The organism is Flavobacterium gelatinilyticum, assembly GCF_027111295.1.
Lineage (GTDB): Bacteria > Bacteroidota > Bacteroidia > Flavobacteriales > Flavobacteriaceae > Flavobacterium > Flavobacterium gelatinilyticum.
Genome location: NZ_CP114287.1, coordinates 3,604,706 through 3,624,945, shown reverse-complemented (window position 1 = coordinate 3,624,945; position 20,240 = coordinate 3,604,706). Strand labels below are relative to the sequence as shown.

The following is a 20,240-nucleotide window of genomic DNA, read 5'->3' as shown; positions in this document are numbered from 1 at the left end:
CTAAATGAAAAAGAAAATCTTCTTTCTGCTGTTTACTGCGATTCCGCTTATCTGCTTAAGCTGCGAAAATAAAAAAGAGAAAACGATAAAAACTAAAACCTCAAAACCGATTTATTCCTATGAAGAGAAACTAAAAAGCGAAATCACTGAAATCAGGAGATTCTTGGGGAAATCTCCAAAATACAATTCAGATGTTGCGTTATTTTTAGATATGAAAATGGATTCTGGAAAAAATCGGTTTTTTGTTTATGATTTAAAACATAATAAGCTTTTAAACAAAGGCTTAGTCGGGCATGGTTCTGGATCCGAAACAGGAATTCAGGGAAAACTGAAATTTAGCAATGTCAAAAATTCAAATTGCAGTTCGTTGGGCAGATATGCTGTTGGAGGTTCTTATTTTGGAACATTTGGAAAAGCTTACAAATTATACGGACTGGACAAAACAAACAGTAATGCTTTTGACCGAAATATAGTCCTTCATAAATACTCCGAAGTTCCGTTTGACGAACAGCCTTATCCAATCTGCAACAGTCTTGGATGCCCTATGGTAAACGACAAATTTTTTGGTGTACTTGAAAAACTAATCGATAAATCTAAAAAGAAAATCATTTTGGTTATGTATTATTGATTCGCTCTTTTTTTAACAGTAATAATCGGTATCTTTCCCAATAATTTAAATTCAATCTCATGAATAAAAAAGCAATTCTATTCATCGTATTTTTTATCTGCGCTTTTGCAAATGCACAAAAACCAATATTTACAACTGCAAAAGTAAAAGCCGCAACCGTATATTTTAACGCTGCAGAAATTTCCCAGACAGCCAGTATAACCATGCCGGCAGGTACAAGCGAAATTGTGATAAAAAATGTGGCGTCTAATTTAAATGAAAGCTCAGTTCAGATTGGCGCGCCGGCAAATGTGACGGTTCTTTCGGTTCAGTTTACGAATAATTATATTTCTGAATACGAAACAGATTCAAAATCGCCTTTAATCAAAAGAGTGAATGATAGTATTGTTTTGGTACAGAAAGAAATCCAAAAAGTAACCAATACCATTAATTCTGAAAACAAAACCATGCAATTGCTCGATAAAAATCAGCAGATTTCCGGAGCAAATTCAGGATTGAATGTAGCCGAATTGATAAAAATGGTGGATTATTACAAGAGCAAACAAATCGAAATTGCCAATAATATCAATGCATTAACCGATAAACAGAAAAAACTAAACGAAACACTCCAGAAATTAAATAATAAACTTGAAGTTGATACAAATAAAGAAGAACGAACTTCATCCGGAAAATTAATTGTTCAGGTTATGAATAGTGCCGCAGGTTTGGTTCCTTTAGAGGTTTCGTATTTAACACAAAGTGCATCATGGACGCCTTTTTACGATTTAAGGACCGAAAGCGTAAATGAACCAATCAATATGGTATACAAAGCGCAGGTCATTCAAAACACGGGAGTTGATTGGAAAAAAGTAAAACTGACTTTGTCCAGCGGTTATCCAAACCAAAACAATCAGGCACCGATATTAAGTTCTTGGTTTTTGAGAAACAATGCTAATTATGGCTATAACCAAAGAGCCGCAATGAACCAGTTACAAAGTGCTTATGGAACCATGAAGAGCAAGAAAAGTAGTAACGAGATGGAAGTTGCGGCGCCAGTTATGGCCGAATCTACAATTTCTGATTTTACAACTGTTGCAGAAAACCAGCTTAATATTGCTTTTGACATTGATATCCCGTATGATATTCTTTCTAATGGAAAAATACACAGTGTTTCATTAAAGGAAATTAAACTTCCGGCAACGTATAAATATTATGCCGTTCCAAAGGTAGAAAGTGATGCTTTCCTTCTTGCCGAAATTGCCGATTACAGCAAATTCAATTTATTACAAGGCGAAGCAAATATTATTTTTGAAGGTATGTATGTAGGGAAAACATTTATTGAACCAAATCAAACCAGCGATACTTTGAACTTAAGTATGGGACGCGATAAAAAGGTTTCTATCAAACGCGAAAAAGCAGCAGATAAATCCGGAACTAAGTTTTTATCTTCTAAAAAAGAACAGACTTTTACGTACGACATTACCGTTCGAAATAACAAAAAAGAATTGGTCGAACTTTTGCTGAAAGATCAATATCCGTTGACAACCAATAAAGATATTGAGGTTGAATTACTGCAAAGTGACAGCGCAAAAGTAAATTCAGAAACAGGAATTTTGACCTGGCAGTTAAAACTAAAGCCAAATGAAACCAAGAAAATCAGAATAAGTTACCGAGTAAAATATCCTAAAGATCAGGTTTTGAATTTATAAAGTCTTTCAAAAAACAAATCCCGATAGTTTTAAAGCTATCGGGATTTGTTTTTTGAAGTGTTTGACGTGAAAGAAACCTAACAGGTTTTAAAAACCTGTTAGGTTTCTTTTACTTTTTAAGGTGCCGGATCAGGAATTATAGCCTGAACCGCATCAATTTCGGCTAAAATTTGTTTCGAAAGAACCACATCAATTGTGTCTATGTTTTCTTTTAATTGTTCCAAAGTGGTTGCGCCAATAATAGAACTTGTCAAAAATGGTTGCTGCAGTACAAATCCCATTGCTAGCTGCGTTAGCGTTAAACCGTGTTTTTTAGCAATTTCCTGATACAATTTTGTAGCTTGGGTACATTGGTCACTATTGTAACGTTTATATTGCGGAAAAAGGTTTACTCTGGCTTTCGGATGACTTTCGCCAGTTAAGAATTTTCCAGTCAAAACTCCAAACGCTAAAGGCGAATATCCTAACAAACCAACATTTTCGTATTTTGAAACTTCGGCAGAATTCACTTCAAACAAACGGTTCAATAAAGAATACGGATTTTGAACGGTTTTGATTCTTGGCAGATTGTTGTATTTACTTTCTTCTAAAAGGCGCATCATTCCCCAAGCATTTTCATTTGAAACTCCAATGTGCTTGATTTTCCCTTCTTTTATTAATCCGTCGAAAGTTTCTAAGATTTCTCTAAAATTATCTTCCCAAACATCATCATGCCCATGAAAAGCGCGCTGTCCAAAATTATTGGTTTTTCTTTCCGGCCAATGCATTTGGTACAAATCGATATAATCAGTCTGAAGTCTTTTTAAACTATTTTCAACAGCATATTTAATACTTGCAGGAGAAAAATCCAGTTTTTCGCGCATGTATCCAAAATTCGGATTTGGGCCCGCAATTTTTGAAGCTAAAATAACTTTATCTCTGTTTCCTGATTTCTTAAACCAGGTTCCTATAATTTTTTCTGTACTTCCGTAAGTTGCTTCGCTCGCAGGAACTGAATACATTTCGGCTGTATCGAAGAAATTTACTCCTCTATCAAGAGCATAATCCATTTGTTCATGCCCTTCGTCTTCTGTATTCTGCTGCCCGAAAGTCATCGTTCCAAGACAAATTTTACTAACTTTTATATCGGTATTAGGTAATGTAGTGTATTTCATTTTTTTCTTTAGGTTCAAAGTTGCAAAGAGGCAAAGGTACAAAGTGATTTTTCAAATAGAAAAATGAGAAAGGTTAAAAAAAGTACAAGATTTTTACGTCTTCTGCAAGGTTTGTCAAACCTTGCAGAATAAAAAAGGCTCAAAAGTAAAAACCTTTGAGCCTTTGCACCTTAGAACCTTTGTCCCTTAGTTCATTTTAAGCTTTTTAATGGATTTTGAAACGTATTAAAAATCCTAACAATGAAAACAGAATCATCTTTGATTTGATATAGAATTTTAAAATTTCTTACCACAATTCGACGACAATCAATTCTATATTCATCAAGCTGAAATTGTTCAGCAAAAACGATATTATTTGCACTATTAAACAATTCATCTCTAACTTTTAAAGCGGTTTCTTTCGAATATTTATTTTTAAGCTCAAAATAAATTTCCTTCAAATCCAATTTTGCATTTTCTGTCCAAAAAACTGTTAGTTTATTCATTATCCCAATCTTTCATTTCTCTCGACAAATCTTCACTTGAAATTATTCGATTGTATTTAATATCGTCTAAACCTTCTTCTACTTTGTTATGATAATTAGTTAATGTCACAGGATTTCCTTTCGCATCATACGAAACTACTTCATTTAAATAATTATCAAATACGGAAGAAACAATTCGAAGAACTCTTTCATCAGCTAAATCTAATTGATTTTTTATTTTCTCTTTTAATTCTGGAAGTCCCATAATTTTTAATTTATAGAAACCAAAGTTACAAAATTTTAAATTCCAATAATAAAATCCAAAATTCCAAGTACTTTCAAAATTGGAATTTGGAACTTGAGAATTGAAATTAAAAAAAAGGCTCAAAAGTAAAAACCTTTGAGCCTTTGCACCTTAGAACCTTTGTCCCTTAGTTTATGCTATTCAACATCTCAGCAATCTCATCCAATCTTGGAGTTAAGATAATTTCGATTCTTCGGTTTTTGGCTTTTCCTTCTGGAGTTGCGTTACTTGCCAAAGGAGAGAATTCGCTTCTTCCTGCTGCTGTTAATTTTTGTTTGTCAATTTTACTGTTTTCAATTAAAATAGCCACAATTGCAGTTGCTCTTTTAGTCGATAAATCCCAGTTGTTGGCAATAGGACCTGAACCTGCATATGGATCATCATCTGTATGACCTTCGATAAGAACAGAAAGATCCGGATTATCACCTAAAACTTTTCCAAGTTCTACAACGGCTCTTCTTCCTTCTGAACCAACAGCCCAGCTTCCTGAGTTAAAAAGTAATTTGTTCTCCATAGAAACATATACTTTTCCGTTTTTGTGTTCAACTGTTAAACCTTTGCCTTCAAAACCTGTTAAGGCTTTAGATAACGTTTCTTTCAGTTTTCGCATTGCTTCTTCTTTAGCCGCAATCATATCTTCAAGTTCTTTCAAACGGCCTGCAGTTTTGTCTAAACGGGCTTGTTCATCGGCAAGAGCTTTTCCTTTTGCTTCTAACTGTGCCAGCAATTCACGGTTTTTAGCCATGTTTTTCTCTAATGCATCGTTGCTGTTTTTCTCTAATGCATTATAAGAATCCTGTAATACTTTGTATTTTTTCTGCTCTGCGGCAAGATCGGCTTTTTGTTTTGCTAAATCGTCTTTTGTACTCGCAAGGTCTTTTGTTAATTTATCACGATCTAACTCTAATTGGTTTTTCGCTTTTTTCAAATCAGCATTTTCGTCTGCAATTGAGCGGTTTTCTTTTTTTAGATCTGAATACTTTGTTTCAAGATCATTGTAAATCTTTTTGGATACACATGAAGTTGCAGACAATGCTAAAACTACTAATCCGATAGAGGCTTTTTTAATCATTTCTTTTGGGTTTTATAAGGGGCGTATTAATAATTCAATTATTCAAAATTCCAATCCTGATGACTAAAATCTAAAATTCCAGAAATCTGAATTCTAAAAATTCAAACAGCATTTCCTTCAACAAGAACAATACCAAACTTTATTCGATTTCGACTAAAACCGGACAATGGTCTGAATGAACGGCATCCGGAAGAATAACTGCACGCTTTAAACGATGCTCCATTACATTACTTACCAGATTATAATCGATACGCCAGCCTTTATTGTTTCCTCTTGCTCCGGCGCGATAACTCCACCACGAATAATGATGGGGATCTTTATTGAAATGACGGAAACTGTCGATAAATCCTGATTTCATAAAAGCATCAAGCCAGGCACGTTCAGCAGGTAAAAATCCCGAAACGGTTTTGTTGCGAACCGGATCGTGAATATCAATTGCTTCATGACAAATATTATAATCGCCGCAGATGATAAGGTTGGGAATCGCTATTTTTAATTCATTAATGTAGTTCTGAAAATCGTCCATAAACATAAATTTATGGTCTAATCTTTCGATATTGGTCCCAGAAGGAAGGTATAAACTCATTACCGAAACATCTTCAAAATCGACTCTAAGGTTTCTTCCTTCAAAATCCATATGGTGAATTCCGGTTCCGTATACTACCGTTTTAGGTTCAATTTTAGATAATATGGCAACCCCGCTGTATCCTTTTTTTGTAGCCGGATAGTAATACTGATATGGGTAGCCCGCTGCCTTAATATCTTCTACAGGAATTTGATCCTGAGTGGCTTTAATCTCCTGAAGACATATCACATCAGGGCTTGCCGCCTCCAGCCATTCGATAAAACCTTTAGTAATTGCAGCACGAATTCCGTTTACATTATAAGAAATAATTTTCATTTGGGTAATTTTTTTAGGATTCCAAATGTAATAAAAAAGTGGAAAGTTTATGATTGAATCTACGAAAAGTAGAGTTTTTTGTTATCTTTGTTCGCTGCTCTAATAAATTAAAAATAGTACATGGGTTTAGTTACCGCGAAAGAAGTTGCAAAAGCAATAAATGTTGAGAAGTACGGAGTTTTCGGTACATTTTCCGGCTGGATTCTTATGAAGGTCCTTAAGATCTCTACCCTTAATAAAATTTACGATCATAATAAACATCTGGAAGATGTTGCGTTTTTGAATGGAATTTTGGATGAGATGGAAATCAAATTTGAAATTCCGGAAGAAGATTTAAAACGTCTGCCTAAAGATGGCGCTTACATTACCATTTCAAATCACCCGCTTGGGGGAATTGATGGGATTTTATTATTGAAATTAATGCTTGAAAGAGAGCCGAATTTCAAAATCATTGCTAATTTTTTACTGCACAGAATCGTGCCGCTTAAAAAATACATCATGCCGGTTAATCCTTTTGAAAATCATAAGGATGCCAAATCAAGCGTGGTGGGAATTAAAGAAACGCTTCGTCATTTGAGCGATGGAAAACCGTTGGGAATTTTCCCTGCCGGTGAAGTTTCTACTTATAAAGACGGAAAATTAGTAGTAGACAAACCTTGGGAAGAAGGTGCCATTAAACTGATCCGAAAAGCCAAAGTACCGGTTGTGCCTATTTATTTTCATGCCAAGAACAGTAAACTTTTTTACTGGCTTTCTAAAATAGATGATACACTGCGTACAGCAAAACTGCCTTCTGAACTGCTTACACAGAAAGACCGTGTTATTAAAGTTCGTATTGGAAAACCAATTTCTGTAAGTGAGCAAAACGAAATCGAATCGTTTGAAGAATACTCAGAATTCTTACGAAGAAAAACCTATATGCTGGCCAATCCGTTTGAAAAAGACACAAAACTGATTGATACGGCAAGTCTTAAAATTACAAAAACACCAAAAAAAATCGTTACACCGGCAAACGAATCAAAAATGATTGATGAAGTTCAGGCGTTACGAAACAGCGACTGCAGATTCCTTCAGAGTAAAAATTATGAAGTTTTCTTTGCCAGAGCAAAATCAATTCCGAATATCCTTCATGAAATCGGGCGCCTTCGCGAAATTACTTTCCGTGAAGTGGGCGAAGGAACCAATGAATCTATTGATATAGACGAATACGACCAATATTATCACCACATGTTTTTATGGGATGATGAAACCAAAAGAATCGCCGGAGCTTACCGTATGGGGTTAGGTTCTGAGATTTATCCGAAATATGGCATTGAAGGTTTTTATCTGACAGATTTATTCAGATTTGAACCGGAACTTCACGATATGATGCACAAATCTATCGAAATGGGACGAGCTTTTATCACTCGTGAATATCAGCAAAAACCAATGCCGTTATTTTTGTTATGGAAAGGGATTATTCATACTACTTTACGCCATCCTGAGCATAAATATCTGGTAGGCGGTGTAAGTATCAGTAACCAGTTCTCTGATTTCTCTAAATCATTGATGATTGAGTTTATGAAATCAAACTATTACGATCCGTATATTGCACAGTACATTCATCCAAAAAAAGCATATAAAGTAAAACTGAAAGATGCTGATAAAGACTTTATTTTTGATGAAGCCGAATCTGATTTAAACAAGTTTGACAAAATCATCGACGAACTGGAACCAGGAAACTTACGCCTTCCGGTTTTAATTAAGAAATACATCAAACAGAATGCGCGTGTAGTTGCTTTTAATGTTGACCCGCTATTCAACAATGCAATCGACGGTTTGATGTACATTAGAATAGCCGATATTCCGGAAAGCACTATGAAACCGGTTATTGAAGAATTTCAGATTGAACTGGAAAGAAAACTTTCTGAAAAAGAAGATTAACAATCTCCGTTTCTATATAAAATCAAAAACTCATAAGCTTAAAACTTATGAGTTTTTTTTATGTTCGAAACCAGCTTGTTTTAGCTTGCTTTTTTTAAACAACTTCTTCCCTGTCCAAATTGAAGATTTCTTCTCCTATATCGTCTAATTTACCCAGAATAGCCTGCGAACCGGATTCTTTCATGACTTCCCATTCTCTTTCTGAAACAGGAACAATCCATAGAAAGCAGACATTTGTATTATTAAAACCAGTCAGGCTCATTTTTGGCAGCACTTTTAATTTACTTGTTAGAACTGCATATTTATATTTCTCGCTAATATTAGTTTGAAATTCTACCGTATGCCCTTCTGCCAAAAAAGTAATATACTCCCAGGGAATTGCTGTAATCCCGCTTATAAGACTCGCAACATTGTTTACCTGTTCATTTGTTAATCCTGATTTTAAAATAGTCCCAAGTTCAATTCGATTAGCCTGAGCAGGATTTTCATAATACATTTCTACTTTTGGCTGCGGACGCAAGGATACTGCCACAGTTGCAAAGACGCATTTTTCGCTTCCTTCAAGCACATATAAACCTTTTGGAATACCGTCTGGTTCATCGATTGCGAAGTACTTATCGCTTTGCCCGAATATTTCGTCATAATAATTTAAAATTTCTGGCTGCTGCAATCCAAAAGGATTCGGTTCTTTAGTCCATGCTTCAAAAAATGCGGCAGTATCAGCAACACGCTTACGCATTTCATTTTCTTCCGAAAGTTCCCATGCAAAATAACCTGTTCCAATACAATCGCGGGCATATCCGTGAAAACCTTCGCTACCACTCCAGCTCGGTATTACACACAAGATTTCTCCGTTTTCCAGCAATGCAGCTCCATCGCCTTCTTCCAGCCAGATAATTTCAAGATTATCTTCATTAAGAGCTTCCTGTCCTTCCGGAAATTTACAAAACTCTCTGGTTAACATAGGCGCGACACCTTGCTCCATCAATTTTTCTTCTATTTCCTGCGGTGCTTCGGAAAGATTTCTAATCCAGCAGCTTTTGACACCAAAATCTTCATGGTCTCCCTGGAGATAGAAATATGCTGTTCTGTTATCCTGTTCTACGAATGCAGTAATCGGACAGCTATGGCTTCTTACTGTTAAAAGAACCTTTGGCTCTTCAATTTTACTTTTGTTACTTTTAAAAAATCCCACAAATCATATTTTTTGCACATCTGAAATCGTTAGCTATTTCGAAGTACTGTTAATTCTTTTACTAAATTCGGGATAAAATCCGATTTTAAAAACAAAATTCTATTAACTTTTACTTTTTCTCTCCTTAGCTTTACCTAATTTTTACTGGTATTAATCTTAAAAAACAAAATCCCGCATGAAGAACAAGCGGGACTTTTTCATTACAATTTTTTTTAAACCTAATTTGATTCCTACATTAGAACCAGCCTTTCTGGCCAACCTGATATGTTTGATAAAAATCTTCATCTGATTTAGTCAGATAGATGATTCCTTCGATCAGGGCGATAACAGCACCTACTCCGCACAAAAGCCCCAGAATAAGCTGAATAATACCTTCTTTGCTGTATCCTAAATAAAACTTATGAACTCCAAATCCTCCTAACAGGATGGCAAGAATTCCGGCTGTCACTTTTTTGTTTTCTGGTTTTGAACTTCCAAATTCTGATTCTGCACTCATAGCTTTTCCTTTAAAAATTAGTAATAGTTTAAAATCTGTATGTATGTATAATCAAAAAATCCCATTTGAATAACAAATGGGATTTATACGTTTTTTAGAACCAGCCTTTTTTACCTACCTGGTAAGTCTGATAGAATTCTTCATCTGATTTTGTCAGGTAAATAATTCCTTCAATAAGACCTATGAAACTTCCTATTCCGCAGGTAACAACAGAAATAACTAACTGAATAATTCCTTCCTGTGTGTATCCTAATACAAATTTGTGCACTCCAAATCCTCCGAATAAGATTCCAAGTACTCCTGCAAGTACTTTTTTATTTTCTTGTGATGGCTGAGATGGTGTATTCCAGCTTTCTTGTTTTGTAGTTTCCATTTTAATAAAGATTATAATTCAGCTTTACCAATTTCGTTCATTTCTTCAAACTCATTTTTAGGATCCGGACCATAAGCATTTGCTCCTCTTTCTCCTTCTGTACAAGCTAATATTAAGTTGTAGATAGGAATTAGAATAAACCATCCGCTTTTACCCACATCATGCATTCTTCGTACACCAACAGCGATAGAAGGTACTAATACTGCTAAACTGTAAATTGTTCCAAGAAAAGCAAGTGAAGGAGTTACTGCCAAAGGAAGGATATAATTTAAAGGAATGCTAATGATCATATTAACCAAAACAAACATCCAATATTCTTTTCTTCTGGCTCTTCCATTAAAATTCGCATAGTTTTGAAAAACTACTTTTTTGTACCATTCAATCATAATCGTTAAAATTAAATTTGTTAAAATACCTACTCTTTAAAAGGATTTTCGGTTTCTCCCCGTTTAAAAAAATTGCTTTATTTAGACCAATTCTTTTAAAACGGCAACAATATTATTAAAAATTAACAAATAAAACTAATCGGTAACGAAAAATTTACAGGAAAAGACTCGTTATTTAAAATTGAAGGCTAAAACCTAGTTTGAAGCATACACAGCCTTGATTTTATCGACTATTACCTGCGCAAGACGTTCATGACTTTCGAAAGTCCAGCCTGCAATATGAGGTGTTAGTAAAGCATTATCCGCTTCTAATAAATACTGAAATGCTTCGGGTGTGTTTTTATCCTGAAAAAGTGTCTCAAATGATAGTTTTTCGTATTCCAAAACATCAAGACCTGCACCTAAAACCTTTTTTGATTTCATCGCTTCAACTAGATCGGCTGTTACGATATTTTTACCTCGCGAAGTATTTATAATCCAGAATGGTTTTTCAAATGCATTGATAAAATCGACATTTACCATTTTATCGGTCTCCGGCGTCCATGGAAGATGCAGACTTAAAACATCTGCTTTCTTTTGTAATTCACTAAGCGGAACCTGTCTGGCATTTTCATCTCCTATTCCATCCAAAATATCGTGAAACAAAACCTCAACATCAAAACCACGGAGTTTTTTAGCAAAGGCTTTCCCCATATTTCCGTAACCAATTATTCCAACCGTTTTCCCGTCCAGCTCATGACCACGGTTGCTTTCGCGGTTCCACTGTCCTGCTTTTACCTCCATATCTGCCTTATTCAGATTATTAAAAAGCGACAGGATTACGCCAAGCGAATGTTCTGCAACTGCATTTCGGTTTCCTTCAGGCGCCGCAATTAAATGAATTCCTTTTGCCGAAGCATAGTCGCAATCAATACTTTCGAGACCTGCACCTACTCTTGCAATAAACTGCAGATTTACAGCTTTATCTAAAAAAGTCTTGTCGATTTTGAAACGGCTGCGAATTACGATTCCGTTATAGTCCTGAATTTTGGCTTCTATTTCTTCTTTAGAAGATTTAAAATCGGCGTGGTTTTCAAAACCGGCTTCTTCAAGCTGATTCCAAAGAACCGGATGATTGCTGTCGATATGAAGAATTTTTATGCTCATTTTTATTGTGTTTAATATCAAACAAAAATACATCATATTCTTCATTAAAAGTTTTTAAAAAACACACCGGCGGGCTAAATAATCGTTAAAAAAAGAAACTCCTCAAACTCAAATCACATTTTGGTGAATCAGACTCAAAAAACAAAAACCTCATGTCTTTCCGGTTTAGCAGCAAACAACCTCCAACAAGTCAAAATTTTTTATTGGTCAGATTTTTTTTAACTTTGAAAGTGCAAGGAATTATGTAACTCTGTATTAAATCTTCATAACCCTCCAAAATGAAACTAACCAAGACTTTTAAAGCCTTTTTTGAAAACGAAAAATCAGGGGGATTACTCTTATTATTTGTTACGATTATCTCATTATATCTGGCGAACTCTTCTATCGCAGATCCTTATATTGCTTTTTGGCAAAAAGACATCGCCGGACATTCGATTACGCACTGGATAAACGATGGTTTAATGACTATTTTCTTTTTACTGATTGGTCTGGAACTGGAACGCGAAATATACCACGGTGAATTGTCGAATATCAAAAATGCATCACTTCCTATTATAGCCGCATTTGGAGGTATGCTGGTACCGGCGGGGTTCTTTCTGGCTTTAAACTTTGGTACAGGAACTCAAAACGGAGCAGGAATTCCTATGGCAACGGACATTGCTTTTGCAATTGGAATATTATCGCTTTTAGGAAATAAAGTCCCGGCATCTCTCAAAGTATTCTTAACCGCACTGGCTGTCATTGATGATTTGGGCGCCATAATTGTAATTGCCATTTTTTATACTACTTCTATTTCTTTTCTAAATCTCGGAATCGCTTTAGGAATCTGGATTCTGCTTTTTATTTTAAACCGAATGAAAATTCATAATCTCATTCCGTATTTAATTGGGGGGATTATTATGTGGTATTTTATGCTGAATTCGGGTGTTCATGCTACCATAACAGGAGTAATCCTGGCATTTGTGATTCCGTTTGGTGATGGAGGCGAAAAAACATCATCATACAGGCTGCAGCATTTTTTACATCAGCCCGCTGCTTTTTTTATTCTCCCGCTGTTTGCCATAGCTAACACCTGCATTGCAATTGATTCTGACTGGTACTCGGGGTTAAACAATACAAATGTTTACGGCATTTTTTTAGGTCTCGTTGTAGGCAAACCTTTAGGAATTATTCTGTTTTCATCTATCGGGGTAAGTGCGGGATTATGCGCATTGCCAAAAAACTTAAGGTGGGCACATATTCTTGGCGCCGGAATGCTGGCGGGTATTGGTTTTACTATGTCGATTTTTATAACGCTTCTGGCATTTAAAACTCCTGAGATTATTCTGTACTCTAAAATTGCCATTCTAATTGCGTCTTTGATTTCCGGAATTATTGGATTCGTTTACTTAAAGTTTATTTTATCTAAGAAAATGGTTAAGTTGTAAAATCTCAATATTTAAATTCCAAATATCGAATTCTAATTAATAAAAATAACTCGGTCACAAATCTTTAAACAAAAAAATTCCAAAGCCCAATAAGAATTGGAATTTGGAATTTAAATATTGAAATTTATAATCTTAACCTTTGATTTGTTTCAAAGAAGTCTTTATCCCTTTTATTAAAGATGAACTGAAACCATTGTGTTCCATTTCATTTAAACCAACAATTGTACAGCCTTGAGGCGTTGTTACACGATCAATTAACTGTTCCGGGTGCACTCGTTCTTCCAACAGCATTTTTGCTGCCCCTTTTACTGTTTGCGCCGCAATGGCAAGAGCGGTATTAGAATCGAATCCTATTTCGATTCCGGCCTGCATAGAAGCACGAATATAGCGTAATGCATAAGCTGTTCCGCATGCGCCTAAAACAGTCGCCGCATCCATTAACTTTTCGTCGATTACAGGAGCTGTTCCTAAATCCTGAAACAAGTCTACAATTGGCGCAGCATTTTCTTTATATTTTTCAGGAAAAGAAATACAAGTTGCCGATTCTCCAAACTGTGCTGCAATATTGGGCATAATACGCACAACCGGATACGCATTGTTTGTTTTGGACTTAAGCATGTCAAGCGACAAACCGCTTACAGCCGAAGCAATGGTTTTATTTTGAATAACCGGAAGTATTTCGCCTAAAACAGTATCAACCTGATACGGTTTTATAGTAAGAATCACCACATCGGCTTCCTGAATATTATGTTTGTTATCATTAGAAACCGTAATTCCGTATTCTGACAAATACTGAATCGAGGCTGTATTTCTTCTTGTAACGGTTACCTGATTGTTTTTTGAGAATTTAGCAATTCCCAGGGCAATAGAAACGCCAAGGTTTCCTCCTCCAATAATATGTACTTTCATTCTTCCTGGTTTTAATTTATAGCAGCTGTTTTACAGTAGATTTTTCGCCTCACAAATTACACAGATTTTGGAGATTTTAAATCACTGTAATCTATTATTTTGTGGCAAAAATTTAAAACCCAAGAATCATTTTGGCTACGCCAAAATAAAGCATAATTCCAAATACATCATTGGTTGTTGTGATAAACGGTCCTGTGGCAATTGCCGGATCGATTTTATTTTTATGAAGAAAAAGCGGTACTAAAGTTCCCAAAGTCGCTGCAAACATAATAACCACAATCATCGAAATTGAAATAGCCACTCCCACCAGATACTGTTGATACATAAGTGAATGATACCCCAAAAGCAGCAACGAAATAATACTTCCTGAAATCATCGAAACGGTAATTTCTTTGCTGAAATAACTTCGGCTGAATTCTTTCAGTGTTCCGTTTGCCAGACCCTGAACTACGATTGCCGATGCCTGAACTCCAATATTTCCTGCTGTAGCCGAAAGTAAGGGTACGAAAATAATTAAAGTTGAATATTTCTGAAAAGCGGTTTCATTATCTTTCAAAACAAAAGAAGCTACAATTTCAATCACCATTCCAATCAACAGCCATGGTATACGGGCTTTTGTGAGCTCGAGAACACTGTCATTCGACTCAACGTCTTGTGTAATACCCGCCGCTAACTGGTAATCTTTATCGGCTTCTTCCTTGATTACGTCTACGATATCGTCGATCGTAATTCTTCCTACCAAACGACCCAGCTCATCTACAACCGGAATTGCCTCTAAGTCGTACTTTTGCATGATACGTGCGACTTCGACATCTTCGGTATCTACCTTTACAAAATTTAATTTTCGGATATAGACATCCCCAATCTGGGTTTTGGTCGATGAAGTCAGTAAATCTTTTAAAGACAAACGCCCCTTTAATCGGTTTTCATCATCGACAACATAAATGGAGTGTACTCTTGAAACATTTTCGGCCTGAATCCGCATTTCTTTTACACAGGTCAGAACATTCCAGTTTTCGTTTACTTTTACAAGCTCTTTACCCATCAAACCACCCGCCGTGTTTTCGTCATAGCGCAATAATTCGACAATGTCTTTTGCGTGTTCAACATCGACTAACTCAGAAATTACCTCTTCTTTGATTTCCTGCGAAAGTTCAGCGATAATATCGGCGGCGTCATTTGTTTCAAGCTCGTCAAGCTCTTCCGCGATTTCCTTTGGCGAAAGTCGGCTTAAGATATTTTCGCGCAGGTCATCTTCTAATTCAAGAAGGATTTCTGCGGTTTTATCACTATCTAAAACCTTAAAAATGTAAGTTGCTTCGTCAAAATCTAATTCTTCAAGAATTTCGGCGATATCGGCATGGTGAAGATCATTAAGTAAAATTTCAAGTTCATTATCATTTTTCTTAACGATCAGCTCCTCTAACTGCTGTATAAATTCTCTGCTAACTTTGAACTCCATCGGCTTCTATTTTTTGAGTCAAAACGATAAATTCGTCAACGCTAAGCTGTTCGGGACGTTTATCAAAGATAGTGTCTTCTCGCAGTTTATCAGATAAATTTAATGTTTTCAAACTGTTACGTAATGTTTTTCGTCTCTGCTGAAAAGCCGTTTTTACAACCGTAAAAAATAACTTTTCACCACAAGGAAGGCTGTAATCTTCCTTTCGGGTCATTTTCATCACACCCGATTTAACCTTGGGCGGAGGAATAAAAACATTTTCGTCTACAGTAAACAAATACTCAGTATCATAGAAAGCCTGTGCCAGGACAGACAGGATTCCGTAGGTTTTTGATCCTTTTTTTTCACAAATTCGCTCTGCTACTTCCTTTTGGAACATTCCGGAGAATTCCGGGATCTGATCTCTAAACTCTAATGTTCTAAATACAATTTGAGATGAAATGTTATAAGGGAAGTTGCCAATTATGGCAAATTGTTTGTTTTCGTAAACCTTGTTTATATTGTATTTCAGGAAGTCTTCTGAAATAATTTTGTCTTTTAATTTTGGATAGTTGGCATCCAAATACGCAACAGATTCCGTATCAATCTCGATTACTCGGGTTATAATCGGCTTGTCAAGTAAATATTTAGTAAGCACACCCATCCCCGGTCCTATTTCTAAAACCTCCTCGTATCCTTTCAGGCTCAAAGTATCGGCAATTGCTTTTGCGATACTTTCGTCTTTAAGAAAATGCTGCCCTAAATGTTTTTTGGCTTTTACTTTTTCCATATTTGTTGTTTGCTTTCTGCTTTTATTAATTTACTGATGTAATTTTTAATGAGCAGACCCCATAATCGTATTCATGAACATATATTGAAAATGAACAATTTCAAATTGAATTTTTTCTAAACTTGTCAGCAGTCCAATATTGGCTTTATAACCGAATTTATAGTTTAAAAAATCTACACTTTTATTTTCTTTATTTGTGAAGGTTTTATTAGTATTAAACGCTTTTTCATTGTTTTCTTTCAAAGAATCATAAACTCTTGAAGACGCTATAATTACTTTATTTTGTTTGTAAAACTTGTCTATTTTGTTTTTTAAAACAGCATATTCTTGCTTAACAAATGCATCATAAAGTATTGTTTCGTTTGTTACAAAACAGTCCTCTTCAGAAATTTCAGCTTTAATTTCATTAATGTAGTCATTAATTTCATTACCCGTAGAATAAATCTGCGTTGCAAATCCTGTCATTTCTCCAAATGATTTAGGCGACTCTTCATTTTTTATTTTTAACACTTCATATTTAGAAAAGACTACATTTTGCAAGATTTCTTTCGAAACACCTTCAATTTCCCTAAACTCATTAAGCTGTAAAACAATAGGTTTTGTCGTTTCTTCTTGATTCAGCACCTCGTTTTTAATTTGACAACAAACATTAAGACTTAGTAATAAAAATAAAACAAGTTTCATTTGCAGGTTTTTCATAAACAAGATGAGTGGATAAGCACAATTTTTAGTTAGAAATTATTTTTTTGCAAATATACCCTTTTTAGGTATTAAGCAGATATCCCTGTCTTGTAAAAGTTATCCTTGCAACAGATTCTATTCTTTTCTAATTAAAAACACAACTAAAAACTAGTGTTCCGAAATTACCTCCAGTTCTGTTCTGAAAGAAAGCATCTTATCTGCAAATAATTCCAGAGCTTCCTTGTCAAATTTTGGCTGATCTTCCAGATAATATTTTTCCAGAGTCTCTTTGCTGTCGGTTGTATATTGAACCGAATATGTTACGCCTCCCATTTCTTCTTCAATCAAAACTTTTACGATTCGTGCCGAAGAGAATTTTTCTGTTGCCAGAATTTCAGGAATATGTTTTTCCTGCATCCATTTTAGCCATTGGTCATGAACGCTTTCGTGTATATTAGTGGTAACGTTGTAAATAATCATGTTTTCTTGTTTAATCGTTTTTCGGTTAAGCGGTTAATCGATTAACCGCTTAAACCAAACTACAAATTCTTATCTCCTCTCAGTTCGCGGTATTTTTTTCTGGCATCGACAAAGTAAATACTGTCCTGATGGTTAAAAATTACCTTTTCGTATAATGGCTTGGCCTTTTCTGTATCTTTTAGTTCATCATTGTAAATTTCTGCCGAAAAGAATAACGCTTCATCTACATAAATTCCGTCACTGTGATTGTCAATGATCTGCTGGTATTGGGTTAAAGCCGAAGTAAAATCCTTCTGTCCTTCATAAATTTTACCTAATCGCAGCAAAGTTACCGCTTCAATTTCCTGTCCTTTAAAGTTCTTTAGAATATTTTGAAACTGCGTTATCGCCTCCGGTTTTTTATTCTGATAGAGTAAAAAGTCACCTTTGGCAAACTGTTTCAGAGCCGTTTGTGTCGAATCGGCGGCGGTGTTATCATTAATCAACAGAAAATATTCAAGAGCGTCATTGGCAATTAATTGTGTGTTCGCCGATTTTAATTCTTTAAATTGTTTTAAAGCCCATTCAAAATCAGTTTTGAAATAACTCGTCTTCGCTGCTTTTAAACTGGCTTCGTGGGACATGACATCATTTTTTAAATCCAGCTGAATCTGCGAATAATAAATTAACGCCTGATTGAACTTTTCTTCCAGAAGCAGAATATCCGCCAGTTCCATTTTGGCATCTGCCTGCTGATAGGCATTTAAATTTAATTCTAAAGCCTTTTTAACTATCGTTTTGGCCTCTTCAGTCTTTTTTAAATTAAAGCCCAGAAAATGCGCCTGAATTAACTGTAAAGATAAGGTAAAAGGATTTATTTCATACGTTGCCAGTAATTGCTGTAATTCGGCTGTAATGGCAGGATAATCTTTTTCTTGCGCCTTATCGATCTTTATCTGCATTAAACTCGCATTTGTTTTAATGAGCAGATCACGGTCTTTTGTATTTTGAAGAATAAAATTCAAAATCTCCGAAGCCGTTTCGGTATCATCTTCATTGAGTGCAAACTGACTCAAATTTACAATACTCATTAAAGATTCGGGTTCGCGTTTGTAAATCGCTTTTTCCTGAATAAAGGCTTTTCCAAACTCTTTCTGCTGTACATAAAACCAGCTTAAGTAACGATTCCAGAAAACGTCCTGATCTTTTTGTGTTTTCAGGATCAGCGCTTTTCTCATGGCATCTTTAAAAGTCGTGTTATCGGTTTCACCGTTCATAAAACGGGATAACTGCGTCTGGATCAAATTGGCATTCTGCTGATTTGTATATGATTCTGTAAGCAGAAGATCAATCATTAAATCGGTTTTACCCAACTGCCCGTACAGCATCCCAATCTGAAAATTGAAATTGTAATTGGGCTGTACCTGCATTGCAGTTTGATATGCCTTTAAAGCATATTCCAGCAAAACCTTTTTTTCGAAAGCATTTCCAACTCCGTAAACATCATTCGGATTGGTTTTTATTTTTTCTATAGCCTGTTCGTAATAGTTCCTTGCTTTGGATTCGTTTTTCTGCAATTGGTAATTATACCCTAATTCAACCAGAAAAACTCCTTGTTTGTATCTATTGTACCGTTCCTGAATTGTTTTTTCGGCAATATCAAATTGCTGTAACTGCTGATAACAATCGATCGTTCTTAAAAAATACTGTGTATTAGACGGCGAACTTTTTAGAAGGTCTTCGTAGATAATTTTGGCTTTCTCAAAATCACCTTTATCATAATAATTGTTCGCTAATTGTTCGTTCTGCGAAAATGCAAAACCGGCCCACAACAAAATGATATAGCTAAAGATATTTTTCATATTTCAGTCTTTCAATTAATTTTCGGTTTCAGCTGTTGTTTTCAGTCAGAATCTGATCTTAAAAACGGTCAATGAAAACCGGAACTTAAATTGTTACTTCTTTTTTTGATTTCCAGATAATCAAAATCAATCCAATAATGATAAACGGAATACTCAGGATTTGCCCCATATTAATCAGCATATTATTCTCGAAAGCTTCCTGATTTTCTTTGAAAAATTCAATTATAAACCGGGCAAGGAACAATAAAGTTAAGAAACTTCCAAAGATTAATCCGTGTGCTTTACGAATAGTTTCTGATTTATACATGTAAAATAATATTCCGAAGATCAATAAATACGCAAAGGCTTCGTATAATTGAGTGGGATGTCTCGGGATTAAATCGTCTCTTTCAAAAACAACTCCCCAGCTTCCGTTAGTCGGTTTTCCGTAGATTTCAGAATTCATAAAATTCCCAAATCTGATAAAAGCTCCCGTAACCGGAACGGCAACTGACATTTTATCCAGAAGTGAAAAGAATTTCACTTTGTATTTACGGCAGTACAAAATCATAGCCGTTAAAACACCAATCGATCCGCCGTGACTTGCGAGTCCCTGATACCCTACAAATTCGTAAGCACCATTTATTTTCTGAATGGGTAAAAGGATTTCTACAGGATGCTGTAAAAAATAACCCGGTTCATAAAAGATACAATGTCCGAGTCTGGCACCTAAAACGGTTCCAACAATTACATAAATAAGTAATGTATCGAGATTGTCTAAGGAAAGATTTTCTTTTTTGTAAATATTTCTGACGATATAAAACCCAAGAAGAAGTCCGCAGGCAAAAAGTGCCCCATAATACTTGAGAGGAAAACTATTTGTGATCCAAAAAATTACAGGATCAACGTTCCAATATACTACTCCATTCTTCATTTGTAACAGTTTTCGGTTTTCAGTTCAG

Annotated in this window: 21 protein-coding genes; 4 read left to right on the top strand and 17 right to left on the bottom strand. The window is 35.3% G+C overall.

What is annotated here, in order from left to right:
- The first annotated feature begins 4 nt into the window (after positions 1 to 4).
- Positions 5 to 628, top strand: coding sequence for a murein L,D-transpeptidase catalytic domain-containing protein (locus tag OZP11_RS15420; protein WP_281231449.1), 624 nt, complete (start codon positions 5 to 7; stop codon positions 626 to 628).
- Between the two features lie 59 nt (positions 629 to 687).
- Positions 688 to 2,316 (top strand): DUF4139 domain-containing protein, encoded by a 1,629-nt coding sequence (locus OZP11_RS15415; RefSeq protein ID WP_281231448.1) that lies wholly within the window; start codon positions 688 to 690, stop codon positions 2,314 to 2,316.
- Positions 2,317 to 2,432: 116 nt separating this feature from the next.
- Here OZP11_RS15415 and OZP11_RS15410 read toward each other — a convergent pair whose 3' ends face one another.
- The 5 genes from OZP11_RS15410 to OZP11_RS15390 all read right to left on the bottom strand — a co-directional run bounded on the left by OZP11_RS15410 (position 2,433) and on the right by OZP11_RS15390 (position 6,211).
- Positions 2,433 to 3,470, bottom strand: a complete 1,038-nt coding sequence (locus tag OZP11_RS15410) for an aldo/keto reductase (RefSeq protein ID WP_281231447.1) — start codon at positions 3,468 to 3,470, stop codon at positions 2,433 to 2,435.
- A 191-nt stretch (positions 3,471 to 3,661) separates the two neighbouring features.
- Entirely contained in the window at positions 3,662 to 3,955 is a 294-nt protein-coding gene (locus OZP11_RS15405) for a type II toxin-antitoxin system RelE/ParE family toxin (RefSeq protein ID WP_281231446.1), read from the bottom strand.
- Entirely contained in the window at positions 3,948 to 4,199 is a 252-nt protein-coding gene (locus OZP11_RS15400) for a hypothetical protein (protein WP_281231445.1), read from the bottom strand. The genes OZP11_RS15405 and OZP11_RS15400 overlap by 8 nt, the downstream gene beginning before the upstream one ends.
- A 166-nt stretch (positions 4,200 to 4,365) precedes the next feature.
- Complete coding sequence (locus tag OZP11_RS15395) at positions 4,366 to 5,310, bottom strand: OmpA family protein (RefSeq protein WP_281231443.1); 945 nt, start codon at positions 5,308 to 5,310, stop codon at positions 4,366 to 4,368.
- Between the two features lie 139 nt (positions 5,311 to 5,449).
- Complete coding sequence (locus OZP11_RS15390) at positions 5,450 to 6,211, bottom strand: exodeoxyribonuclease III (RefSeq protein WP_281231442.1); 762 nt, start codon at positions 6,209 to 6,211, stop codon at positions 5,450 to 5,452.
- 120 nt (positions 6,212 to 6,331) lie between these two features.
- Between OZP11_RS15390 and OZP11_RS15385 the strand changes: the two genes are divergently transcribed.
- Complete coding sequence (locus OZP11_RS15385) at positions 6,332 to 8,134, top strand: GNAT family N-acyltransferase (RefSeq protein WP_281231441.1); 1,803 nt, start codon at positions 6,332 to 6,334, stop codon at positions 8,132 to 8,134.
- Between the two features lie 94 nt (positions 8,135 to 8,228).
- On the opposite strand, the gene OZP11_RS15380 is transcribed toward OZP11_RS15385, so the two are convergent.
- The 5 genes from OZP11_RS15380 to OZP11_RS15360 form a co-directional block, all read right to left on the bottom strand.
- Positions 8,229 to 9,329, bottom strand: coding sequence for a suppressor of fused domain protein (locus OZP11_RS15380; RefSeq protein WP_281231440.1), 1,101 nt, complete (start codon positions 9,327 to 9,329; stop codon positions 8,229 to 8,231).
- Positions 9,330 to 9,564: 235 nt separating this feature from the next.
- Positions 9,565 to 9,825 carry a TM2 domain-containing protein gene (locus OZP11_RS15375; RefSeq protein ID WP_281231439.1) on the bottom strand — a complete coding sequence of 87 codons (261 nt, stop codon included), beginning with the start codon at positions 9,823 to 9,825 and terminating at the stop codon, positions 9,565 to 9,567.
- Positions 9,826 to 9,919: 94 nt separating this feature from the next.
- Complete coding sequence (locus OZP11_RS15370; RefSeq protein WP_281231438.1) at positions 9,920 to 10,198, bottom strand: TM2 domain-containing protein; 279 nt, start codon at positions 10,196 to 10,198, stop codon at positions 9,920 to 9,922.
- Positions 10,199 to 10,209: 11 nt separating this feature from the next.
- Positions 10,210 to 10,584, bottom strand: coding sequence for a DUF805 domain-containing protein (locus tag OZP11_RS15365; protein WP_281231437.1), 375 nt, complete (start codon positions 10,582 to 10,584; stop codon positions 10,210 to 10,212).
- Positions 10,585 to 10,779: 195 nt separating this feature from the next.
- On the bottom strand, positions 10,780 to 11,730 hold the full coding sequence (locus tag OZP11_RS15360) for a 2-hydroxyacid dehydrogenase (protein WP_281231436.1): 951 nt from the start codon (positions 11,728 to 11,730) through the stop codon (positions 10,780 to 10,782).
- 278 nt (positions 11,731 to 12,008) lie between these two features.
- On the opposite strand from OZP11_RS15360, the gene nhaA reads away from it, so the two are divergent.
- Entirely contained in the window at positions 12,009 to 13,157 is a 1,149-nt protein-coding gene (gene nhaA, locus OZP11_RS15355; protein WP_281231435.1) for a Na+/H+ antiporter NhaA, read from the top strand.
- A gap of 132 nt (positions 13,158 to 13,289) precedes the next feature.
- On the opposite strand, the gene proC is transcribed toward nhaA, so the two are convergent.
- From proC to lgt, 7 genes are all read right to left on the bottom strand, one after another.
- A complete protein-coding gene (proC, locus tag OZP11_RS15350) occupies positions 13,290 to 14,066 on the bottom strand; it encodes a pyrroline-5-carboxylate reductase (protein ID WP_281231434.1) in 777 nt (258 codons plus the stop codon).
- 112 nt (positions 14,067 to 14,178) lie between these two features.
- Positions 14,179 to 15,528: a magnesium transporter gene (gene mgtE / locus OZP11_RS15345; RefSeq protein ID WP_281231433.1), complete on the bottom strand. Its 1,350-nt coding sequence runs from the start codon at positions 15,526 to 15,528 to the stop codon at positions 14,179 to 14,181.
- On the bottom strand, positions 15,512 to 16,297 hold the full coding sequence (gene rsmA / locus OZP11_RS15340; protein WP_281231432.1) for a 16S rRNA (adenine(1518)-N(6)/adenine(1519)-N(6))-dimethyltransferase RsmA: 786 nt from the start codon (positions 16,295 to 16,297) through the stop codon (positions 15,512 to 15,514). The genes mgtE and rsmA overlap by 17 nt, the downstream gene beginning before the upstream one ends.
- Before the next feature lie 45 nt (positions 16,298 to 16,342).
- On the bottom strand, positions 16,343 to 16,981 hold the full coding sequence (locus OZP11_RS15335) for a hypothetical protein (RefSeq protein WP_281231431.1): 639 nt from the start codon (positions 16,979 to 16,981) through the stop codon (positions 16,343 to 16,345).
- Positions 16,982 to 17,146: 165 nt separating this feature from the next.
- Positions 17,147 to 17,458: a DUF4286 family protein gene (locus OZP11_RS15330; protein ID WP_281231430.1), complete on the bottom strand. Its 312-nt coding sequence runs from the start codon at positions 17,456 to 17,458 to the stop codon at positions 17,147 to 17,149.
- Positions 17,459 to 17,517: 59 nt separating this feature from the next.
- On the bottom strand, positions 17,518 to 19,299 hold the full coding sequence (locus OZP11_RS15325; protein ID WP_281231429.1) for a tetratricopeptide repeat protein: 1,782 nt from the start codon (positions 19,297 to 19,299) through the stop codon (positions 17,518 to 17,520).
- An 85-nt stretch (positions 19,300 to 19,384) separates the two neighbouring features.
- Complete coding sequence (gene lgt, locus OZP11_RS15320; RefSeq protein WP_281231428.1) at positions 19,385 to 20,212, bottom strand: prolipoprotein diacylglyceryl transferase; 828 nt, start codon at positions 20,210 to 20,212, stop codon at positions 19,385 to 19,387.
- Positions 20,213 to 20,240 lie beyond the last annotated feature (28 nt).